General features: G+C 64.8%; 14 protein-coding genes. 8 read left to right on the forward strand and 6 right to left on the reverse strand.

The window, feature by feature from the left end:
* The first annotated feature begins 99 nt into the window (after positions 1-99).
* From OKQ63_RS15390 to OKQ63_RS15410, 5 genes are all read left to right on the forward strand, one after another.
* Positions 100-1,194, forward strand: coding sequence for an ABC transporter permease (locus OKQ63_RS15390; RefSeq protein ID WP_264210920.1), 1,095 nt, complete (start codon positions 100-102; stop codon positions 1,192-1,194).
* Complete coding sequence (locus OKQ63_RS15395; protein ID WP_264210921.1) at positions 1,194-2,201, forward strand: ABC transporter permease; 1,008 nt, start codon at positions 1,194-1,196, stop codon at positions 2,199-2,201. The genes OKQ63_RS15390 and OKQ63_RS15395 overlap by 1 nt, the downstream gene beginning before the upstream one ends.
* Positions 2,202-2,495: 294 nt before the next feature.
* Positions 2,496-3,419, forward strand: a complete 924-nt coding sequence (locus OKQ63_RS15400) for a sulfite exporter TauE/SafE family protein (protein ID WP_264210922.1) — start codon at positions 2,496-2,498, stop codon at positions 3,417-3,419.
* A gap of 130 nt (positions 3,420-3,549) precedes the next feature.
* Positions 3,550-4,470 (forward strand): sulfite exporter TauE/SafE family protein, encoded by a 921-nt coding sequence (locus OKQ63_RS15405; RefSeq protein WP_264210923.1) that lies wholly within the window; start codon positions 3,550-3,552, stop codon positions 4,468-4,470.
* A 2-nt stretch (positions 4,471-4,472) separates the two neighbouring features.
* On the forward strand, positions 4,473-5,258 hold the full coding sequence (locus OKQ63_RS15410; protein WP_264210924.1) for a TIGR02186 family protein: 786 nt from the start codon (positions 4,473-4,475) through the stop codon (positions 5,256-5,258).
* A gap of 179 nt (positions 5,259-5,437) precedes the next feature.
* Here OKQ63_RS15410 and OKQ63_RS15415 read toward each other — a convergent pair whose 3' ends face one another.
* The 6 genes from OKQ63_RS15415 to OKQ63_RS15440 form a co-directional block, all read right to left on the reverse strand.
* Positions 5,438-6,175 carry an SDR family oxidoreductase gene (locus OKQ63_RS15415; protein ID WP_264210925.1) on the reverse strand — a complete coding sequence of 246 codons (738 nt, stop codon included), beginning with the start codon at positions 6,173-6,175 and terminating at the stop codon, positions 5,438-5,440.
* Positions 6,172-7,707, reverse strand: a complete 1,536-nt coding sequence (locus OKQ63_RS15420; protein WP_264210926.1) for an ATP-dependent DNA helicase — start codon at positions 7,705-7,707, stop codon at positions 6,172-6,174. Before OKQ63_RS15420 ends, OKQ63_RS15415 begins: the two co-directional genes overlap by 4 nt.
* Positions 7,708-7,769: 62 nt before the next feature.
* Positions 7,770-8,411 (reverse strand): acyl-homoserine-lactone synthase, encoded by a 642-nt coding sequence (locus tag OKQ63_RS15425; RefSeq protein ID WP_264210927.1) that lies wholly within the window; start codon positions 8,409-8,411, stop codon positions 7,770-7,772.
* Between the two features lie 93 nt (positions 8,412-8,504).
* Positions 8,505-9,224 (reverse strand): helix-turn-helix transcriptional regulator, encoded by a 720-nt coding sequence (locus OKQ63_RS15430; protein WP_264210928.1) that lies wholly within the window; start codon positions 9,222-9,224, stop codon positions 8,505-8,507.
* A gap of 380 nt (positions 9,225-9,604) precedes the next feature.
* On the reverse strand, positions 9,605-10,891 hold the full coding sequence (ccrA, locus tag OKQ63_RS15435) for a crotonyl-CoA carboxylase/reductase (protein WP_264210929.1): 1,287 nt from the start codon (positions 10,889-10,891) through the stop codon (positions 9,605-9,607).
* Between the two features lie 113 nt (positions 10,892-11,004).
* Positions 11,005-12,435, reverse strand: coding sequence for a 1-acyl-sn-glycerol-3-phosphate acyltransferase (locus tag OKQ63_RS15440; protein WP_264213939.1), 1,431 nt, complete (start codon positions 12,433-12,435; stop codon positions 11,005-11,007).
* Between the two features lie 170 nt (positions 12,436-12,605).
* Between OKQ63_RS15440 and OKQ63_RS15445 the strand changes: the two genes are divergently transcribed.
* From OKQ63_RS15445 to deoD, 3 genes are all read left to right on the forward strand, one after another.
* On the forward strand, positions 12,606-14,573 hold the full coding sequence (locus tag OKQ63_RS15445) for a protein meaA (RefSeq protein ID WP_264210930.1): 1,968 nt from the start codon (positions 12,606-12,608) through the stop codon (positions 14,571-14,573).
* A gap of 119 nt (positions 14,574-14,692) precedes the next feature.
* Positions 14,693-15,010 (forward strand): H-NS histone family protein, encoded by a 318-nt coding sequence (locus tag OKQ63_RS15450; protein WP_264210931.1) that lies wholly within the window; start codon positions 14,693-14,695, stop codon positions 15,008-15,010.
* 18 nt (positions 15,011-15,028) lie between these two features.
* Positions 15,029-15,733: a purine-nucleoside phosphorylase gene (gene deoD, locus OKQ63_RS15455; RefSeq protein ID WP_264210932.1), complete on the forward strand. Its 705-nt coding sequence runs from the start codon at positions 15,029-15,031 to the stop codon at positions 15,731-15,733.
* The last annotated feature ends 152 nt before the right edge of the window (positions 15,734-15,885 follow it).

A 15,885-nucleotide genomic window follows, 5' to 3' on the forward strand; every position in this document is an offset into this window, starting at 1 on the left:
CCCCGGGGCGGCGGGAAGCGCCCTGCCGTGCGGAGCGCCGGGCGCTGGCCGGGCTGCTTCGCACCCCGGTCAAAGATGCAATTCAGGGGGCCGCGCGACATGGATAAGATGCCGAAATGGGCCGATGTGGTGCTGATCCCGCTGATCAGCCTGGCCTTGGCCGCGATCCTGTCGGCGCTGGTGATCCTCGGCATCGGCGAGGATCCGGTGGCCGCGGTCAAGCTGATGGTCGATGGCGCCCTGGGCTCGACTTATGGCTGGGGCTACACGCTGTATTACGCCACCAACTTCATGTTCACCGGGCTGGCGGTGGCGGTGGCGGCCCATGCCGGCCTGTTCAACATCGGCGGCGAGGGCCAGGCGATGCTGGGCGGCCTGGGCGTGGCGCTGATCTGCCTGCTGATCCCCTGGCCGCATTGGTCGCTGGCGCTGGTCTTTGCCGCCCTGGGCGCCGGCCTGTTCGGTGCCGCCTGGGCCGCGATCCCGGCCTATCTGCAGGCCAGGCGCGGCAGCCATATCGTGATCACCACCATCATGTTCAACTTCATCGCCGCAGCGGTGCTGAACTATGTGCTGGTGAACGTGCTGCGGCCCGAAGGCTCGATGGATCCGGCCACCGAACGCTTCCCCGAAGCGGTGCATCTGCCGAGCTTGCATGAGCTGCTGGCCCCGATCGGCATCAGCTTCTCCAAATCGGCCCCGGCCAATGTCAGCCTGCTGGTTGCCATGGGCGCCTGCCTGTTTGTCTGGCTGCTGATCTGGCGCACGCCGCTGGGCTACGAGATCCGCTCGCTCGGCAAGTCGGAGCCGGGTGCCCGCTATGCCGGCATCTCCCCGGTGCGCACCATCATGATCGCCATGCTGATTTCCGGTGCGCTGGCGGGCATGATGGCGGTCAACAACGTCATGGGCGAGGCCGAGCGGCTGGTGCTGAACGCCACCGAAGGCGCCGGTTTCATCGGCATCGCGGTAGCGCTGATGGGACGCAACCATCCGTTCGGCGTGTTCCTGGCCGCGATCCTGTTCGGCTTTCTCTACCAGGGCGGCGCCGAGCTGGCGCTGTGGACCACGATCCCGCGCGAGCTGATCGTGGTGATCCAGGCGCTGGTGATCCTGTTCACCGGGGCGCTCGACAACATGGTGCGGATGCCGCTTGAGAAGATCTTTCTGGCGGTGCGGAAGGGGCAGCGCTGATGGAGTTCCTGACAATCATCCAGCTGCTGGATTCCACCGTGCGCCTCGCCACGCCGCTGCTGCTGGCCTGCCTGGCCGGCCTCTACTCCGAACGTGCGGGCATCTTCGACATCGGCCTGGAAGGCAAGATGCTGATGGCCGCCTTCTTCTCTGCCGCCGCCGCCGCCGTGACCGGCAATGTCTGGCTGGGGCTGCTGGCGGGCATCGGCTCCTCGCTGCTGCTGGCGGGCCTGCATGGCGTTGCCTCGATCACCTTCCGCGGCAACCAGCTGATCTCCGGCGTGGCGATCAACTTCCTGGCGGCGGGCCTCACCGTGCTGATCGCACAGGACTGGTTCCAGCAGGGCGGCCGCACCCCGTCGCTGTTCGGCGGCGGCCGGTTCGCGGGCTGGGAGTGGCCGTTTGCGATCGGCCCGCAGGATGCCGCGGAGACCGGCACCTCCGTCTCCCGGCTTATGGCCGAAGCCAATCCGCTGCAGCAGGTCTACTCCGAACTGATCTCGGGCCATTCGGTGCTGGTCTACATCGCCTTCCTGGCGGTGCCCGCCACCTGGTGGGTGCTGTTCCGCACCCGGTTCGGTCTGCGCCTGCGGGCGGTGGGCGAGAACCCGGCCGCGGTGGATACCGCCGGCGTCTCGGTCACCGGGCTGCGCTATGGCGCGGTGATGATCTGCGGCCTGCTGTGCGGCATTGCCGGCGCCTATCTGGCCACCGCGCTGCAGGCGGGCTTTGTCAAGGACATGACAGCGGGGCGCGGCTTCATCGCGCTGGCGGCGCTGATCTTTGCCAAATGGCGGCCCTGGCACGCAATGGGCGCCTGCCTCCTGTTCGGCCTGCTGCAAGCGGTTGCGCTGCGGTTCCAGAACATCGAGATGGGCGGCATCACCATCCCGGTGCAGGCGATGGACGCGTTGCCTTACGTGCTGACGGTGGTGATTCTGGCCGGTTTCGTCGGCAGGGCTGTCCCGCCAAGGGCCGGCGGCGAGCCTTATGTGAAGGAGCGCTAGGCTTCATGCCCGGCGCCCCCGGCCGCCCGGCTCCGCGCCGGGCGTTTCCGTCTCCGCTCTCCTGACCCTCAGGGGATTTTCAGTCCCGCTGTTGCGCCGCCCCCCCGTGCTGCCCCCCGGTGCCGTGCCCGGCCCAAGACCGCCACGGGGCATGGCGCAGCCACCCCCTGCAGGCGCGGACGCGCCCGGCTGTCCGGCCGGAATAGGTCCAGATGCCGGCCGCGCGTCGGTCCTGTTGGCCGCAGGGCCGCTTGCGCGGTTGACCCCGCGGGCCGCGCTTGCAGTATGGCCGCCATGCATGTCTTCCTTCCCATCGCCGAAGTCTCGGTCAACTATCTGGTGCTGCTGGGCATCGGCGGCGCCGTCGGCGTGCTGTCCGGCATGTTCGGCGTCGGCGGCGGTTTCCTGATCACGCCGCTGCTGTTCCTGATCGGCATACCGCCTGCGGTGGCAGTTGCCACCTCAGCCAATCAGGTGGTCGCCTCGTCCGTTTCCGGCCTCATGGCGCATCTGAGGCGGCGGACGGTGGATCTGAAGATGGGATACGTGCTGCTCGGCGGCGGGCTGGCCGGCGCCGCGATCGGCATGGTGGTCTTCAACTTCCTCAAGCAGCTTGGCCAGGTCGATCTGGCCGTGCAGCTTTGCTACGTGCTGTTCCTGGGGGTGATCGGCGTGCTGATGTTCGCCGAAAGCGTGAATGCGATCCGCAAGGCCAGGCGGGCAGGCGGCGCTCCTGCCAGAATGCGCCGCCACCGCTCCTGGATCAGCGCAATGCCTTACAAGATGCGGTTCCGGGCGTCCGGCCTCTACATCTCTGTCATCCCCCCCGTGATGGTGGGCTTTGGCGTTGGCATCCTGTCCGCCATCATGGGCGTGGGCGGCGGCTTTATCATGGTGCCCGCGATGATCTATATCCTGGGGATGCCGACCAAGGTGGTGATCGGCACCTCGCTGTTTCAGATCATCTTTGTCGCCGGTTTCACCACGCTCATGCATGCCACCACGAATTACACTGTCGATGTGGTGCTGGCGCTGCTGCTGCTGGCGGGCGGAGTCGCCGGGGCCCAGGTCGGCACCCGCATCGGCGCCCGTCTGAAGGCCGAGCAGCTGCGGGTGCTGCTTGCCCTGCTGGTGCTGTCTGTTTCGGTCAAGATCGGAGTCGAGCTGCTGCTGGAACCCGCCGACCTGTTTTCGCTGGCAAAACTGAGCCGCGGCTGATCAACACACACGGCGGCGGCCCCTGCTGCACTGTGCTGATAAGTCCAGTTTGCCGCGTCAATTCAGTCCTGCACGCTGCAGAGCGGCATAGATTGTTGATTTTTGAACGAACTGCAGGCTAACAAAGACCATGCAGATATACCTTCCCATAGCTGAGGTCTCGGTCAACGCCTTCCTTCTCCTGGGCCTCGGGGGAATGGTCGGGGTTCTCTCGGGCATGTTCGGCGTCGGCGGCGGCTTCCTGATGACACCGCTGCTGTTCTTCATCGGCATCCCGCCCGCGGTGGCGGTGGCCACGGAAGCGAACCAGATTGTCGCCTCCTCCTTCTCCGGCGTGCTGGCGCATTTCCGAAGGCGCACGGTCGATATCAAGATGGGGCTGGTGCTGCAGGCCGGCGGCCTGATGGGCGCGGCGCTCGGGGTGGTGGTGTTCAACTACCTCAAGGCGCTCGGCCAGGTCGATCTGCTGGTCAAGCTCTGCTATGTGGTGTTCCTCGGCGTGGTCGGCGCGCTGATGTTCATCGAAAGCCTGAACGCCATCCGCAAGGCCAGGAAGACAGGCGGCGCCTCTGCTGCGCGGCGCCAGCGCAGCTGGGTGCATGCGCTGCCGTTCAAGATGCGCTTCCGCACCTCCGGCCTCTATATCTCGGTGATCCCGCCCATTCTGGTGGGGATCTGCGTCGGCATCCTGGCCGCGATCATGGGGGTCGGCGGCGGCTTCATCATGGTGCCCGCAATGATCTACATCCTTGGCATGCCGACCAAGGTGGTTGTCGGCACCTCGCTGTTCCAGATCATCCTGGTCACCGGATTCACCACCATGCTGCATGCGACCACCAACTACACGGTGGATATCGTGCTGGCGGTGCTTCTGCTGGTCGGCGGCGTGATCGGCGCCCAGATCGGCACCCGCATCGGCGTCTACCTGAAGGCCGAACAACTGCGCATCCTGCTGGCGCTGATGGTCATCGCGGTCTGCGGCAAGCTGGCACTGGATCTGCTTCTGCAGCCATCCGAACTGTTTTCACTCGGCGATGCGGGAGGCCACTGATCATGCGCAAGCTGCTTGTTTCCGTCCTGACAGCCGCCGCCCTGGCGCTGCTGCCGCAATCAGCCGCCCAGGCCGCCAAGGAGGAAGTTGTCCTGGGCCTCAGCCAGGACCGGGTGGCCATCACCGCCACCTTCGACGGCTCCGAGATCCTGATTTTCGGGGCGGTGAAGCGGGAAAGCCCGATCCCGTCCGGCGAGCCGCTGGAAGTGATTGTCACCGTTTCCGGCCCGGCCCCGGCCGTTATGGTCCGCCGCAAGGAAAAGAAACTCGGCATCTGGGTCAATGTCGACAGCGTGCTGGTCGACTCGGCGCCCGCCTTTTACGCGGTGGCCACCAGCGCGCCGTTTGCCCAGGTGCTGACCGATACCGAGGACCTGCGCTTCCGGGTCTCGATTGCCCGCGCAATCCGCTCTGTCGGCGCTGCGATGCACATCCGCGGCGCCCAGGCATTTGCCGACGCAGTGGTGCGCATCCGGGAGGGCAACGGGCTGTATTCGCTGCGCGAAAACACCGTGGCGGTGGATGAACAGACATTGTTCCGCACGGCGATCGACATGCCCGCCGACCTGACGGAAGGCGAATACCAGACCCGCATCTTCCTGACCCGCGGCGGCAAAGTGGTGTCGAGCTACCAGACCGCCATCGACGTGCGCAAGGTAGGGCTGGAGCGGTTCCTTTATTCGCTCTCCCGCGAGCAGCCGTTCCTCTATGGCCTGATGGCGCTGGCCATCGCCATCGCCTCCGGCTGGGGCGCCTCTGCCGCCTTCAGCCTGCTCAGGAACCGGTAGCGGGGGGCGCTGCCGCTCTTGGCCTCGCGGCCAATTCACCCCGGAGTTTTCGGGAAAGATGAAACCTCCTGTTTCACCTTTGTGAAAATACTCCCGCCGGAGGCGCGCTGCGCGCCAGCGCAGCGCCCGGCCCAACGGGAGCGGCGCATCTGTGATGCGCCTGCGACGGGCGGGAGCGGTCAGCCGCGGCCGATATAGGGCATTCTGGTGGCCATCACCGTCATGAACTGCACATTGGCCTCCAGCGGCAGGCCGGCCATGTGCAGCACCGATTTCGCCGCGTCCTCCACCGCGAATGTGTGCATCGGCTCCCCGTCCGGATCGGCTTCGCCGTGGCGCCGGCTCAGGTCCTCCACCATCGGCGTGCGGGTGTTGCCGATGTCGATCTGGCCGCAGGCGATGTCAAAGGGGCGGCCGTCCAGCGACAGGCTTTTGGTGAGGCCGGTGATGGCCGCCTTGGTGGCCGCATAGGGCGCCGACTGCGGCCGCGGCACATGCGCGGCGATGGAGCCGTTGTTGATGATCCGCCCGCCCTGCGGCGCCTGCCGCCGCATCTGCCGGAAGGCGGCCCGGGCGGCCAGGAACATGCCGGTGAGGTTCACGTTCACCGAGGCGAACCAATCCTCCAGCGGGAGTTCGTCGATCAGCCCGGGCGGGGTGAAGATGCCCGCATTGTTGAACAGCACATCCAGCCGCCCCGCTGCCGCGGCAAAGCTGTTCACTGCCTGATCCACCGCAGCCGGATCGGTCACGTCCGCGGGCAGCACATGGGCATTGGCACGGCCCGCGGCCAGCTCTTCCAGCCGGTCGGCGCGGCGGGCCGCCAGGCCGACCTGCCAGCCTTCGGACAGAAAGAGTTCCGCCACAGCGCGGCCGATGCCGGAGCTGGCGCCGGTGATCAGAATCGATTTGCTCATGCCAGGGTCTCCTCCTGTGCTTCCAGTGCCAGCACTGCGGCCGGCACTGCCTTCAGATCATCCACCTGCAGCGGCCCAGAGGGTTTGGCCAGACGGTTCCTGACCACCCAGATCAGCCGCTCCTGGGCGCGGGTGATGGCGACATAGGCGAGCCGCTTCCACAAGGGCTGGCCCGCCTCGACCCGGCCCATGCGGGCGGCGGCATAGATGTCCGGAGCAAACACCTGGGTGGTGTCCCATTGGCTGCCTTGCGCCTTGTGGATGGTCACCGCCGCGCCGTGCAGGAAGGTGGCGCCCATGCGGGCGGCGTAGGGGATGAAGGGCTCCTCCTCATCCGGTTTCTCGATCTTGACGATCGAGGCGGCGGAGACCTGCGGGTCTTCCGCCCCCATCACATGCAGGCGGGAGAAGCCGGGTTTGCGGCCGGAGCCGAGAAAGACCACCTGGGCGCCCTTGATCAGCCCGCGCGCCTCCAGGTCCAGCCGCTTCTTGCGGTGCTTCAGCGGCAGTTCGATGCCGTCGCAGATCAGCGGCTCGCCGGCGATCAGCTCATCCTCCGGCGCGCCATGGACGCGGCGGAACGCATTGATCAGCCGGATGCGGGTGTTGTTGCGCCAGACCAGAACCGGGGAGCGCGCCATCAGGTCGACCTCCACCCGCTGGCCCCAGACCACACGGTCATCGCGCCGCGCGGTGTCCTCGATCATCCGTTCGAAGTCCTCGAACCCCAGCTGCGGGTCTGCCAGCGCATGGGCCAGATCAAGGATCGGGTTGCCGGCTTCCTGGCGGTGGATGCGGTTCAGGATCAGACGGTGCGGCTCCGGCAAGGCATCAAACACCATCGAGCCCGACTGGTTGACCGGTGCCAGCTGAGCCGGATCGCCGAACAGCACCAGGTTGGGGAAGATTTCCTTCAGATCCTCGAACTGGCGGTCGTCCAGCATCGAGGCTTCATCAACAAAGCCGATGTCCAGCGGTTCCTCGCGCCGTTTCCAGCCGGTGATGAAGTCGGAGCCGCGCAGGCCCGCCGCGGCCAGGGCGCCGGGGATCGACTTGTTCTTTTCATAAAAGGCGGCGGCGCGGGCCAGCGCCTCCTCGGTCAGCCCTTCGATCTCGGGCTTTTCCCCCTGCCCGGCCAGCCATTCGGCGATGCGCTCGTACTCCGGGTCATAGACCGGCGTATAAAGAATGCGGTGGATGGTGGTGGCAGGCACCCCGCGCAGGCGCAGCACGCTGGCGGCCTTATTGGTCGGCGCCAGGATCGCCAGGGTGCGGCGGTCGCCCTTCTTGCGGCTTTCATAATCGCCGGAGACAACCTCGACGCCCGCCTGTTCCAGCGCCTTGTAAAGCTCGGCCAGCAAAAGCGTCTTGCCGGAGCCCGCCTTGCCGATCACCGCCATCACCCCGGCGTCGCCGCGGGGCGGCTGCAGCAGCCCGTCATCAAGATCCACCCCTGCCTGGCGCAGGAGGTCGGTCACGCTGTCGAACGCGGCGGCCTGGTCATCGGAGAACTGTACGGGCAGAGCTGTCATGGCGCGACCCTACAGCCGCGGGGCCGGGTCCGCCAGAGGATCCGGCCCCGGAATGCGCCTTGTCAGGCGGTGAGTGCCATGGGTGCCGCTGCACCAGAGCTGCCGAAGGAGCGTTCGAACCAAAGCTGCGACAACTCGGGTGCGATGCCGGCCTTGGCAGCCACATTCAAATAGGTTTCCGGAGAATATTCCCACAGGCCGAGGCAGATCCGTTCACGGCCCTCGCCCTGGGTTCCGACGATCTCCGGGCTGAAGCCGAGACTTCGGTAGATCCGCACCATGCGCCGGTCGAACACGCCGGCAAAATGCTGCACGGAAAAGTTGCGCATGATTTCGACCCCGCCGAGGGTCAGCGCGCCTGCCACACTGCCGTTGGCATCGCGCGACAGGCAGAACCGGGTGCATTCCCAGATCAGCGGGCTGCTGATCGGCACGCCGCCAGCCAGGTCCAGGAAAACGTCGTTGACCATTACCGGCCCCGTGGTCGGCAGGAACCGCATTGAGCCGCCGTGGCTGCCGTCGGGCATTTCCCAGATCACATATAGCGGATCCAGGGCGTCATACTGGTCGCGTTCTTCGCCGTTGCGGTCCACGTGCACCTCCCAGCCCAGCCGGGTCTTGAACTGATCCGCCCGGTCGCGGAACATTGACTGTGCGAGATCTGCATGGTGGCGAAGATTGTGGCCATAGATGTAACGAAGCATGGTTTTGTCCCCTTATGGTAGAAAAGTGGGGACAGAGTACGGCCACAGCCCGCAATCTCAGAGTGTGTTTACGGTAACTTTTTCAACCAAGCGTCAAACCACAATCAAACCAAGCGACATGGCGCGGGCAATCGCGTGGGTGGTATTGATCGCCCCTAGCTTGAACCGGGCGCTTTCAATATAGACCCGCAGCGTGTGTTCCGAGATCGTCAGGGTTTTTGCAACCTGCGCACGGCTGTAGCCGATCGCCAGCAATGTCAGCGCGTCCACCTCGCGCGGCGACAGCGGCTGGGCCTGATCCGGACTGCGGCTGGGCTCGAATTCAAGCGCCTTGCGGTTGAAGTAATGCGCCATCAGGATCATGTCCCGGCTGTGTTTTCCGGTGAATTTTTCCCAGGTCTCGTCGTCGCAGTTATGGCTGACTGTGAACACCGCAAACTGTCCGTTCGGCCCCCGGATCGGGATCGAGTAGCCCTGGTTGCCCACGCCGTGCTCCAAAGCGTCCTTGAGGAATTCCCGGGCCGGTTTCGGCGACCAGTCGAGACGCTTCCAGTCCACCGGGTGAAAGCGCTGGTAGCAGCCGGCCACGACCGGATCGACACGGACATAGGCCATTTGCTGGTAACGCTCGACCCAGACCTGCGGATACGTGCCGAAATAGTAATGGTCGCCGGCGCTGTCGACCCAATGGTACATGGCATGGTCGACGCCGAACGCGCCGCAGACCTGCTCGATGATATGCTGAAGACCATCAAGTGTCTTGGTGGCGTCGAGCACCTCCAGAATGCGGTCGAGGTCTGCTTTGTTTGCCATAAAACTGCGTGCCGTTTCTTATGAGGTCCGGTCCAGTTCGAGACATAACGCCTGCAGGAAACCTGGCAAAGGCTGGCCGGTATTCCTGCCCCTTTTGCAGCGGCTGCCGCCCGGACGTCAATGAGAACGTCTTGGTTTCATTCAATTAAAACACGCCGCCTGGCCGCGGCAGCGCAAAAGTTCCGCAAACGTGCCATAAATGTGCCGCAAGAGCAATGAAAACTGTCGGGCTGCCGTCGGCGCCCTCCCCGCAAACAGCGAGGAAGAGGAACATAAACTACTGAAATTTCTGACCCCGGCCAGCAGGCCGGAGAAAGCCCGCGAACCACATGCATGATTCGCGGGCCGGATCACTTGGCTGCCCGGGAAGGGGCCGCAGGTCAGCTGCCGGCGTCGAGCACATCCTGCAGGGTGCGCAGGCCGGTCTTCGGCGCCTGCACCAGCACCGACATATTGCCGGGCAGATGTTCGTTGCGCAGCATCTTCATGTGCGCTTCCGGCAGGTCGTTCCAGGTGAAGACCTCGGACATGCAGGGATCGAGGCGGCGCTCGACCATCAGCTTGTTGGCGGCGGCGGCCTGCTTGAGATGGGCAAAGTGCGAGCCCTGCAGGCGCTTCTGGTGCATCCACATGTAGCGCACGTCGAAGGTGAGGTTATAGCCGGTGGTGCCGGCGCAGATCACCACCATGCCGCCCTTCTTGACCACGAAGGTGGAGACCGGGAAGGTGCTTTCGCCGGGGTGTTCGAACACCATGTCGACGTTCACGCCCTTGCCGGTGATGTCCCAGATCGCCTTGCCGAACTTGCGGGCTTCCTTGAACCACTCGGCGTATTCCGGGGTGTTCACCGTGGGCAGCTGGCCCCAGCAGTTGAAATCCTTGCGGTTCAGCACGCCCTTGGCGCCCAGCCCCATGACAAAGTCGCGCTTGCTCTCGTCCGAGATCACGCCGATGGCGTTGGCGCCGGCGGTGTTGATCAGCTGGATCGCATAAGACCCCAGGCCGCCCGAAGCCCCCCAGACCAGCACGTTCTGGCCCGGCTTCAGGTCATGCGGCTCATGGCCGAACAGCATCCGGTAAGCGGTGGCGAGCGTCAGCGTGTAGCAGGCGCTTTCCTCCCAGGTCAGGTGCTTGGGGCGCGGCATCAGCTGCTGGGCCTGCACGTTGGTGAACTGGGCAAAGGAGCCGTCCGGCGTCTCATAGCCCCAGATCCGTTGGCTGGGCGAGTACATCGGGTCGCCGCCGTTGCATTCCTCGTCGTCGCCGTCGTCCTGGTTGCAGTGGATCACCACCTCGTCGCCGACCTTCCAGCGTGTCACCTTGGCGCCCACCGCCCAGACGATGCCCGAGGCATCGGAACCGGCGATGTGATACGGCGCCTTGTGGCCGTCAAAGGGCGAGATCGGCTTGCCCAGCGAGGCCCAGACGCCGTTGTAGTTGACGCCCGCCGCCATCACCAGGACCAGCACCTCGTTGCTGTCCAGCTCCGGCACGTCGACGACCTCCTGCACCATCGCGGTGTTCGGCTCGCCGTGGCGTTCCTTGCGGATCGCCCATGCATACATTTTCTTGGGCACATAGCCCATCGGGGGGATTTCCCCCAGCTCATAGAGATCCTTTTCGGGCGCCTCGTACGACATGACGTCAGTCTGGGTATCCAATGCCATGATGGCCTCCTTTGTATCCTGTCCTTTTGCCGCGGTGCAGAATCGCAGCGGTTATCTAGGGGATAGGATTGGGAGAGTAATATTGCAACCCCTTTTGCCCCATCTGGGTAATTTTATGACCCTGCAGATGCAGCATTGCCCTTAGCAGATGCAGAAAAACCACCCTCCCCGCCCGGCAACGCGCCCTCCTGCGGCAACAGGTGGCGGATCGAATTGGCATAAAAGGCCAGCAGGTCGCGGCGGTCTTCAACCGGGGCGAACCGGCCGTCCGCCTCGGCAACCAGACCGCGCCGCAGCAGCTGCCGCAGCCCCGCCTCGGCGGCATAGTCCGGATTGCCGCGCGGCATGTGGACTTGGGCCAGCGGCATGGCGGCGATCAGCGCCTCCAGCCGGTGTTCGATCGCCGCACGGCTGAGTCGGCCATGCCGCAGCAGGATGGCGGCAATCAGCGGCACCGGCAGCACCGGGACAATGCCGCTGATCCGCTGCATCAGCTCGCGCGCCAGCGGTTTGGTGATGTCGCCCTGCCGTCCGGCGCCGAATCCGGCCAGGCTCAGCGGGCGGCCGAAATTGACCCCGGCATAGCCGGAGCGGTGATAGCGCCCGGTCATCCACAGCCACAGCAGACGCAGCAGCCGCAGCGCCACCAGGCCGATGCGGGCGCGGAACCGCCGTTCGCCGGCACGGGCCGCCGACGTCAGGATACGGTCCTCCAGCACCCGGTCGTAATTCAATGCCACCGGCACAAACACCACATCGCGGCCCTCCGGATCATAGCCCTCGACGATGTATTTCAGCAGGCCCAGCTTGGGCGCGGCAAGGGCGCCATCCAGGCTCAGCCCGCCTTCGGGGAACATCGCCTGGGTGGAGCCGCCGCGGGTGGCCAGCCGCACATAGGCCGCCAGCACCCTGCGGTAGAGATCGCTGCGCGAGCGGCGGCGGATGAAATAGGCCCCCATCGCCCGGATCAGGCGGCTCAGCGGCCAGACCCGCGCCCACTCCCCAACCGCATAAGACAGCGCCGAGCGGTCCGCTGCCAGATACGTCACCAGCACGTAATCCATGTTGGAGCGGTGATTCATCACAAAAACCACGGTGGCGTTGGGGTCGATCGCGCGCAGCGCGGTCTCGTCCTGATGCCCCAGCCGCACCCGGTAGACCGCATTGGACAGGAACCGCGCCGCCCGGATCGCCAGGCCGAAATAGGCAAAGGCGGAAAACCCGGGCACGATCTCGCGGGCATAGCGGCGCACCTGCTCAAAGGCCACGTTTTCCGGAATGCCCTCGGCCCGGGCGTGATCCACAGCGGCCTGGGCCACCTGCGGATCGTGGATCAGCCGCTGGATCATGTCATAGCGCCGGGTCAGCTTGAACGGCTCGATGGGGCGCTCCAGCCGCTGGTTGAGCCGCGCCACTGCCCGCTCCAGCCGCCGCCGGAAAAACCAGCGCACCGAGGGAAACAGGAAATGCGACGCAAAGGTCACCGCGGCAAATCCCACGATCAGCACAAAGAGCCACAGCGGCAGTTCCACGGTTTGCGTCATGCGGAAACAGTTGCCGATGCCCACTGCCTTTACAAGCACCAAGCCGGAGGGGTTTCCCGCACCGGCAGCGGAATTGCCGCAACGCAGCGAATTGACATGGGTTGAAAATTGCAGTTTACATCACCCTGACGAAATAAAATTGCTTACACACCGACTCGCGAGGCCCACCCATGCCGCAGATGCAAAAAGACCGCCCCTGGCTGATCCGCACCTATGCCGGCCATTCCACGGCATCGGCGTCCAACACGCTGTACCGTGCCAACCTGGCCAAGGGGCAGACCGGGCTGTCGGTCGCCTTCGACCTGCCGACCCAGACCGGGTACGACAGCGACCATGTGCTGGCGCGCGGCGAAGTGGGCAAGGTCGGGGTGCCGGTCTGCCACCTGGGCGACATGCGGGCGCTGTTCGACCAGATCCCGCTGGAGCAGATGAACACCTCGATGACGATCAACGCCACGGCGCCCTGGCTGCTGTCGCTCTATATTGCGGTGGCCGAGGAACAGGGTGCGGATGTGTCCAAGCTGCAGGGCACCGTGCAGAACGACCTGATCAAGGAGTACCTCTCCCGCGGCACCTATGTCTGCCCGCCCAAGCCCAGCCTCAAGATGATCGCCGACGTGGCGGAATACTGCTACACCAACGTGCCCAAGTGGAACCCGATGAACGTCTGCTCCTACCACCTGCAGGAGGCCGGCGCGACGCCGGAGCAGGAGCTGGCCTTTGCGCTGGCCACCGCGCAGGCGGTGCTGGACGAGCTGAAGCCGCGCATCGCGCCCGAGGATTTCCCGGCGATGGTCGGCCGCATCTCCTTCTTCGTGAATGCGGGCATCCGGTTTGTCACCGAGATGTGCAAGATGCGCGCCTTTGTCGATCTGTGGGACGAGATCTGCGAGAAACGCTATGGCGTGGGCGACCCGAAATTCCGCCGCTTCCGCTATGGCGTGCAGGTGAACTCGCTGGGCCTGACCGAGCAGCAGCCGGAAAACAACGTCTACCGCATCCTGATCGAGATGCTGGCAGTGACCCTGTCGAAAAAGGCCCGCGCCCGCGCCGTGCAGCTGCCCGCCTGGAATGAGGCGCTCGGCCTGCCCCGCCCCTGGGACCAGCAGTGGTCGATGCGGATGCAGCAGATCCTGGCCTATGAGACCGACCTCTTGGAATACGGCGACCTGTTCGACGGCAACCCGGCGGTCGATGCCAAGGTCGAGGAGCTGAAGGAAGGTGCGCGCGCAGAGCTGGCCAACCTGGAATCGATGGGCGGCGCCGTGGCCTCGATCGAATACATGAAGGGGCGGCTGGTCGATTCCAACGCCGAGCGCCTGAACCGGATCGAGCGCAACGAAACCGTGGTGGTCGGCGTCAACAAATGGACCGAGGGCGAACCGTCGCCGCTGCAAACCGAGGACGGCGGCATCATGGTGGTCGACCCGGCGGTGGAGCAGGAGCAGATCAGCCGTCTCAACACCTGGCGCGGCGAACGCGACAGCTCGGCGGTCGAAACCGCGCTGGCCGCCCTGCGGGCCGCGGCGCAAAGCGGCGCCAACATCATGGAGCCGTCGATTGCCGCCGCCAAGGCGGGCGTCACCACCGGCGAATGGGCCGAGGAGATGCGCAAGGTCTACGGCACCTACCGCGGCCCCACCGGCGTGTCGGCCTCGGTGTCGAACAAGACCGAGGGGCTGGACGATCTGCGCGAGGCCGTCAATGCGGTCAGCGACGTGCTGGGACGGCGGATCAAGTTCGTGGTCGGCAAGCCGGGCCTCGATGGCCATTCCAACGGCGCCGAGCAGATCGCCTTCCGCGCCCGCGACTGCGGCATGGACATCACCTATGACGGTATCCGCATGACCCCGGCCGAGCTGGTGGAGGCGGCCCTGAAGGACAGTGCCCATGTGGTTGGCCTGTCGATCCTGTCGGGCAGCCACCTGCCCCTGGTGGAGGAGATGATGACCCGCATGCAGGAGGCCGGCCTGGGCCATGTTCCGGTGATTGTCGGCGGCATTATCCCGGATGACGACGCGGAAAGACTGAAATCCATGGGTGTTGCCCGCGTCTACACCCCCAAGGATTTCGAGCTCAATTCAATTATGAGCGACATAGTCGACTTGGCAAAGCTACCGCAAATTGCAGCAAATTGACTTACTCTCAGCAATTTTCTGCAAACCCCTAAAAAAGTTGCTGAATCGCGTCTGGCATTCAGTCCATAAGGAATAACATACCGGTATTTCCGGCATGTCATTTTTATATGGAGTTCAGAATGACCTTCGATCTTTCGGCAATGACAAGAAAAGAACTTCTGCAGCTGCAAAGCGATGTTGACGAAGCGCTGCGCACTGCAGAACTGCGCGAGCGGCAGGAAGCCCTGAAAGCGGCCGAAGAAGCCGCCGCCAAATACGGATTCTCTTTGGAGGAAATCGCCAGCGTGTCGCGCCAGGGTGCCAAGAAAGCCAAAGCCGCCCCGAAATACCGCAACCCGAACAACCCCGAGGAGACCTGGACAGGCCGCGGCCGCAAACCGCATTGGGTGCACGCCGCGCTGACCGCAGGCATGGACATTTCCGATCTGGAAATCTGATCTGGCCGGAGCAAAGCCATGACCATTCACATTGGCGCCGCACCGGGCAGCATTGCGGACACCGTTCTGATGCCCGGCGACCCCTACCGGGCGAAATGGGCCGCCGAGACCTTTCTGGAACAGGCCCGGCTGGTCAACGAGGTGCGCGGGATGCTGGGTTACACCGGCACCTGGAACGGGCACCGGGTGACCATTCAGGGCAGCGGCATGGGCATGCCTTCACTGTCGATCTATGCCAACGAGCTGATCCGCGACTTCGGCGTCAAAACACTGATCCGCATCGGCTCCTGCGGCGGCATGCAGGACCGGGTGAAGCTGCGCGATGTGATCCTGGCGATGACCGCAAGCACCGTGAACAGCCCCTCCAGCGGTATTTTCAGAGAGCTGAACTTCGCGCCCTGCGCCGATTGGGGCCTGCTGCAGGCGGCCGCCCGGGCCGCGGCCAAACGCGATGCGGCAACGCATGTCGGCGGCATCTACTCCTCGGATGTGTTCTATGACGAACGCCCCGATCTGAACGAGCAGATGGTGCGCCACGGCATTCTTGGCGTGGAAATGGAAGCGGCAGAGCTTTACACGCTGGCAGCCCGTCACGGCTGCCGGGCGCTGGCGGTGCTGACGGTCTCCGACCACCTGGGCACCGGTGAAGCCCTGCCGTCCGATCAGCGCGAGCGCAGTTTTGGCGATATGGTGGAAATCGCGCTCGAAGCTGCGTTTTCCTGACGCAACGTAATTATTTTAATTGCCAGGGGCAGCGGCTTCCCGCTGTCCCTTTTTTATCCTGCCGGGCAAACCTGACGGTCCTCTTGGAACAGCATTTATGCAGGCAGTTTCCCTGCCGGCTGCGCTTTCAATCGCCGGAAAAAAGCCGGGTT

The sequence above is a fragment of the Leisingera thetidis genome (assembly GCF_025857195.1).
GTDB lineage: Bacteria > Pseudomonadota > Alphaproteobacteria > Rhodobacterales > Rhodobacteraceae > Leisingera > Leisingera thetidis.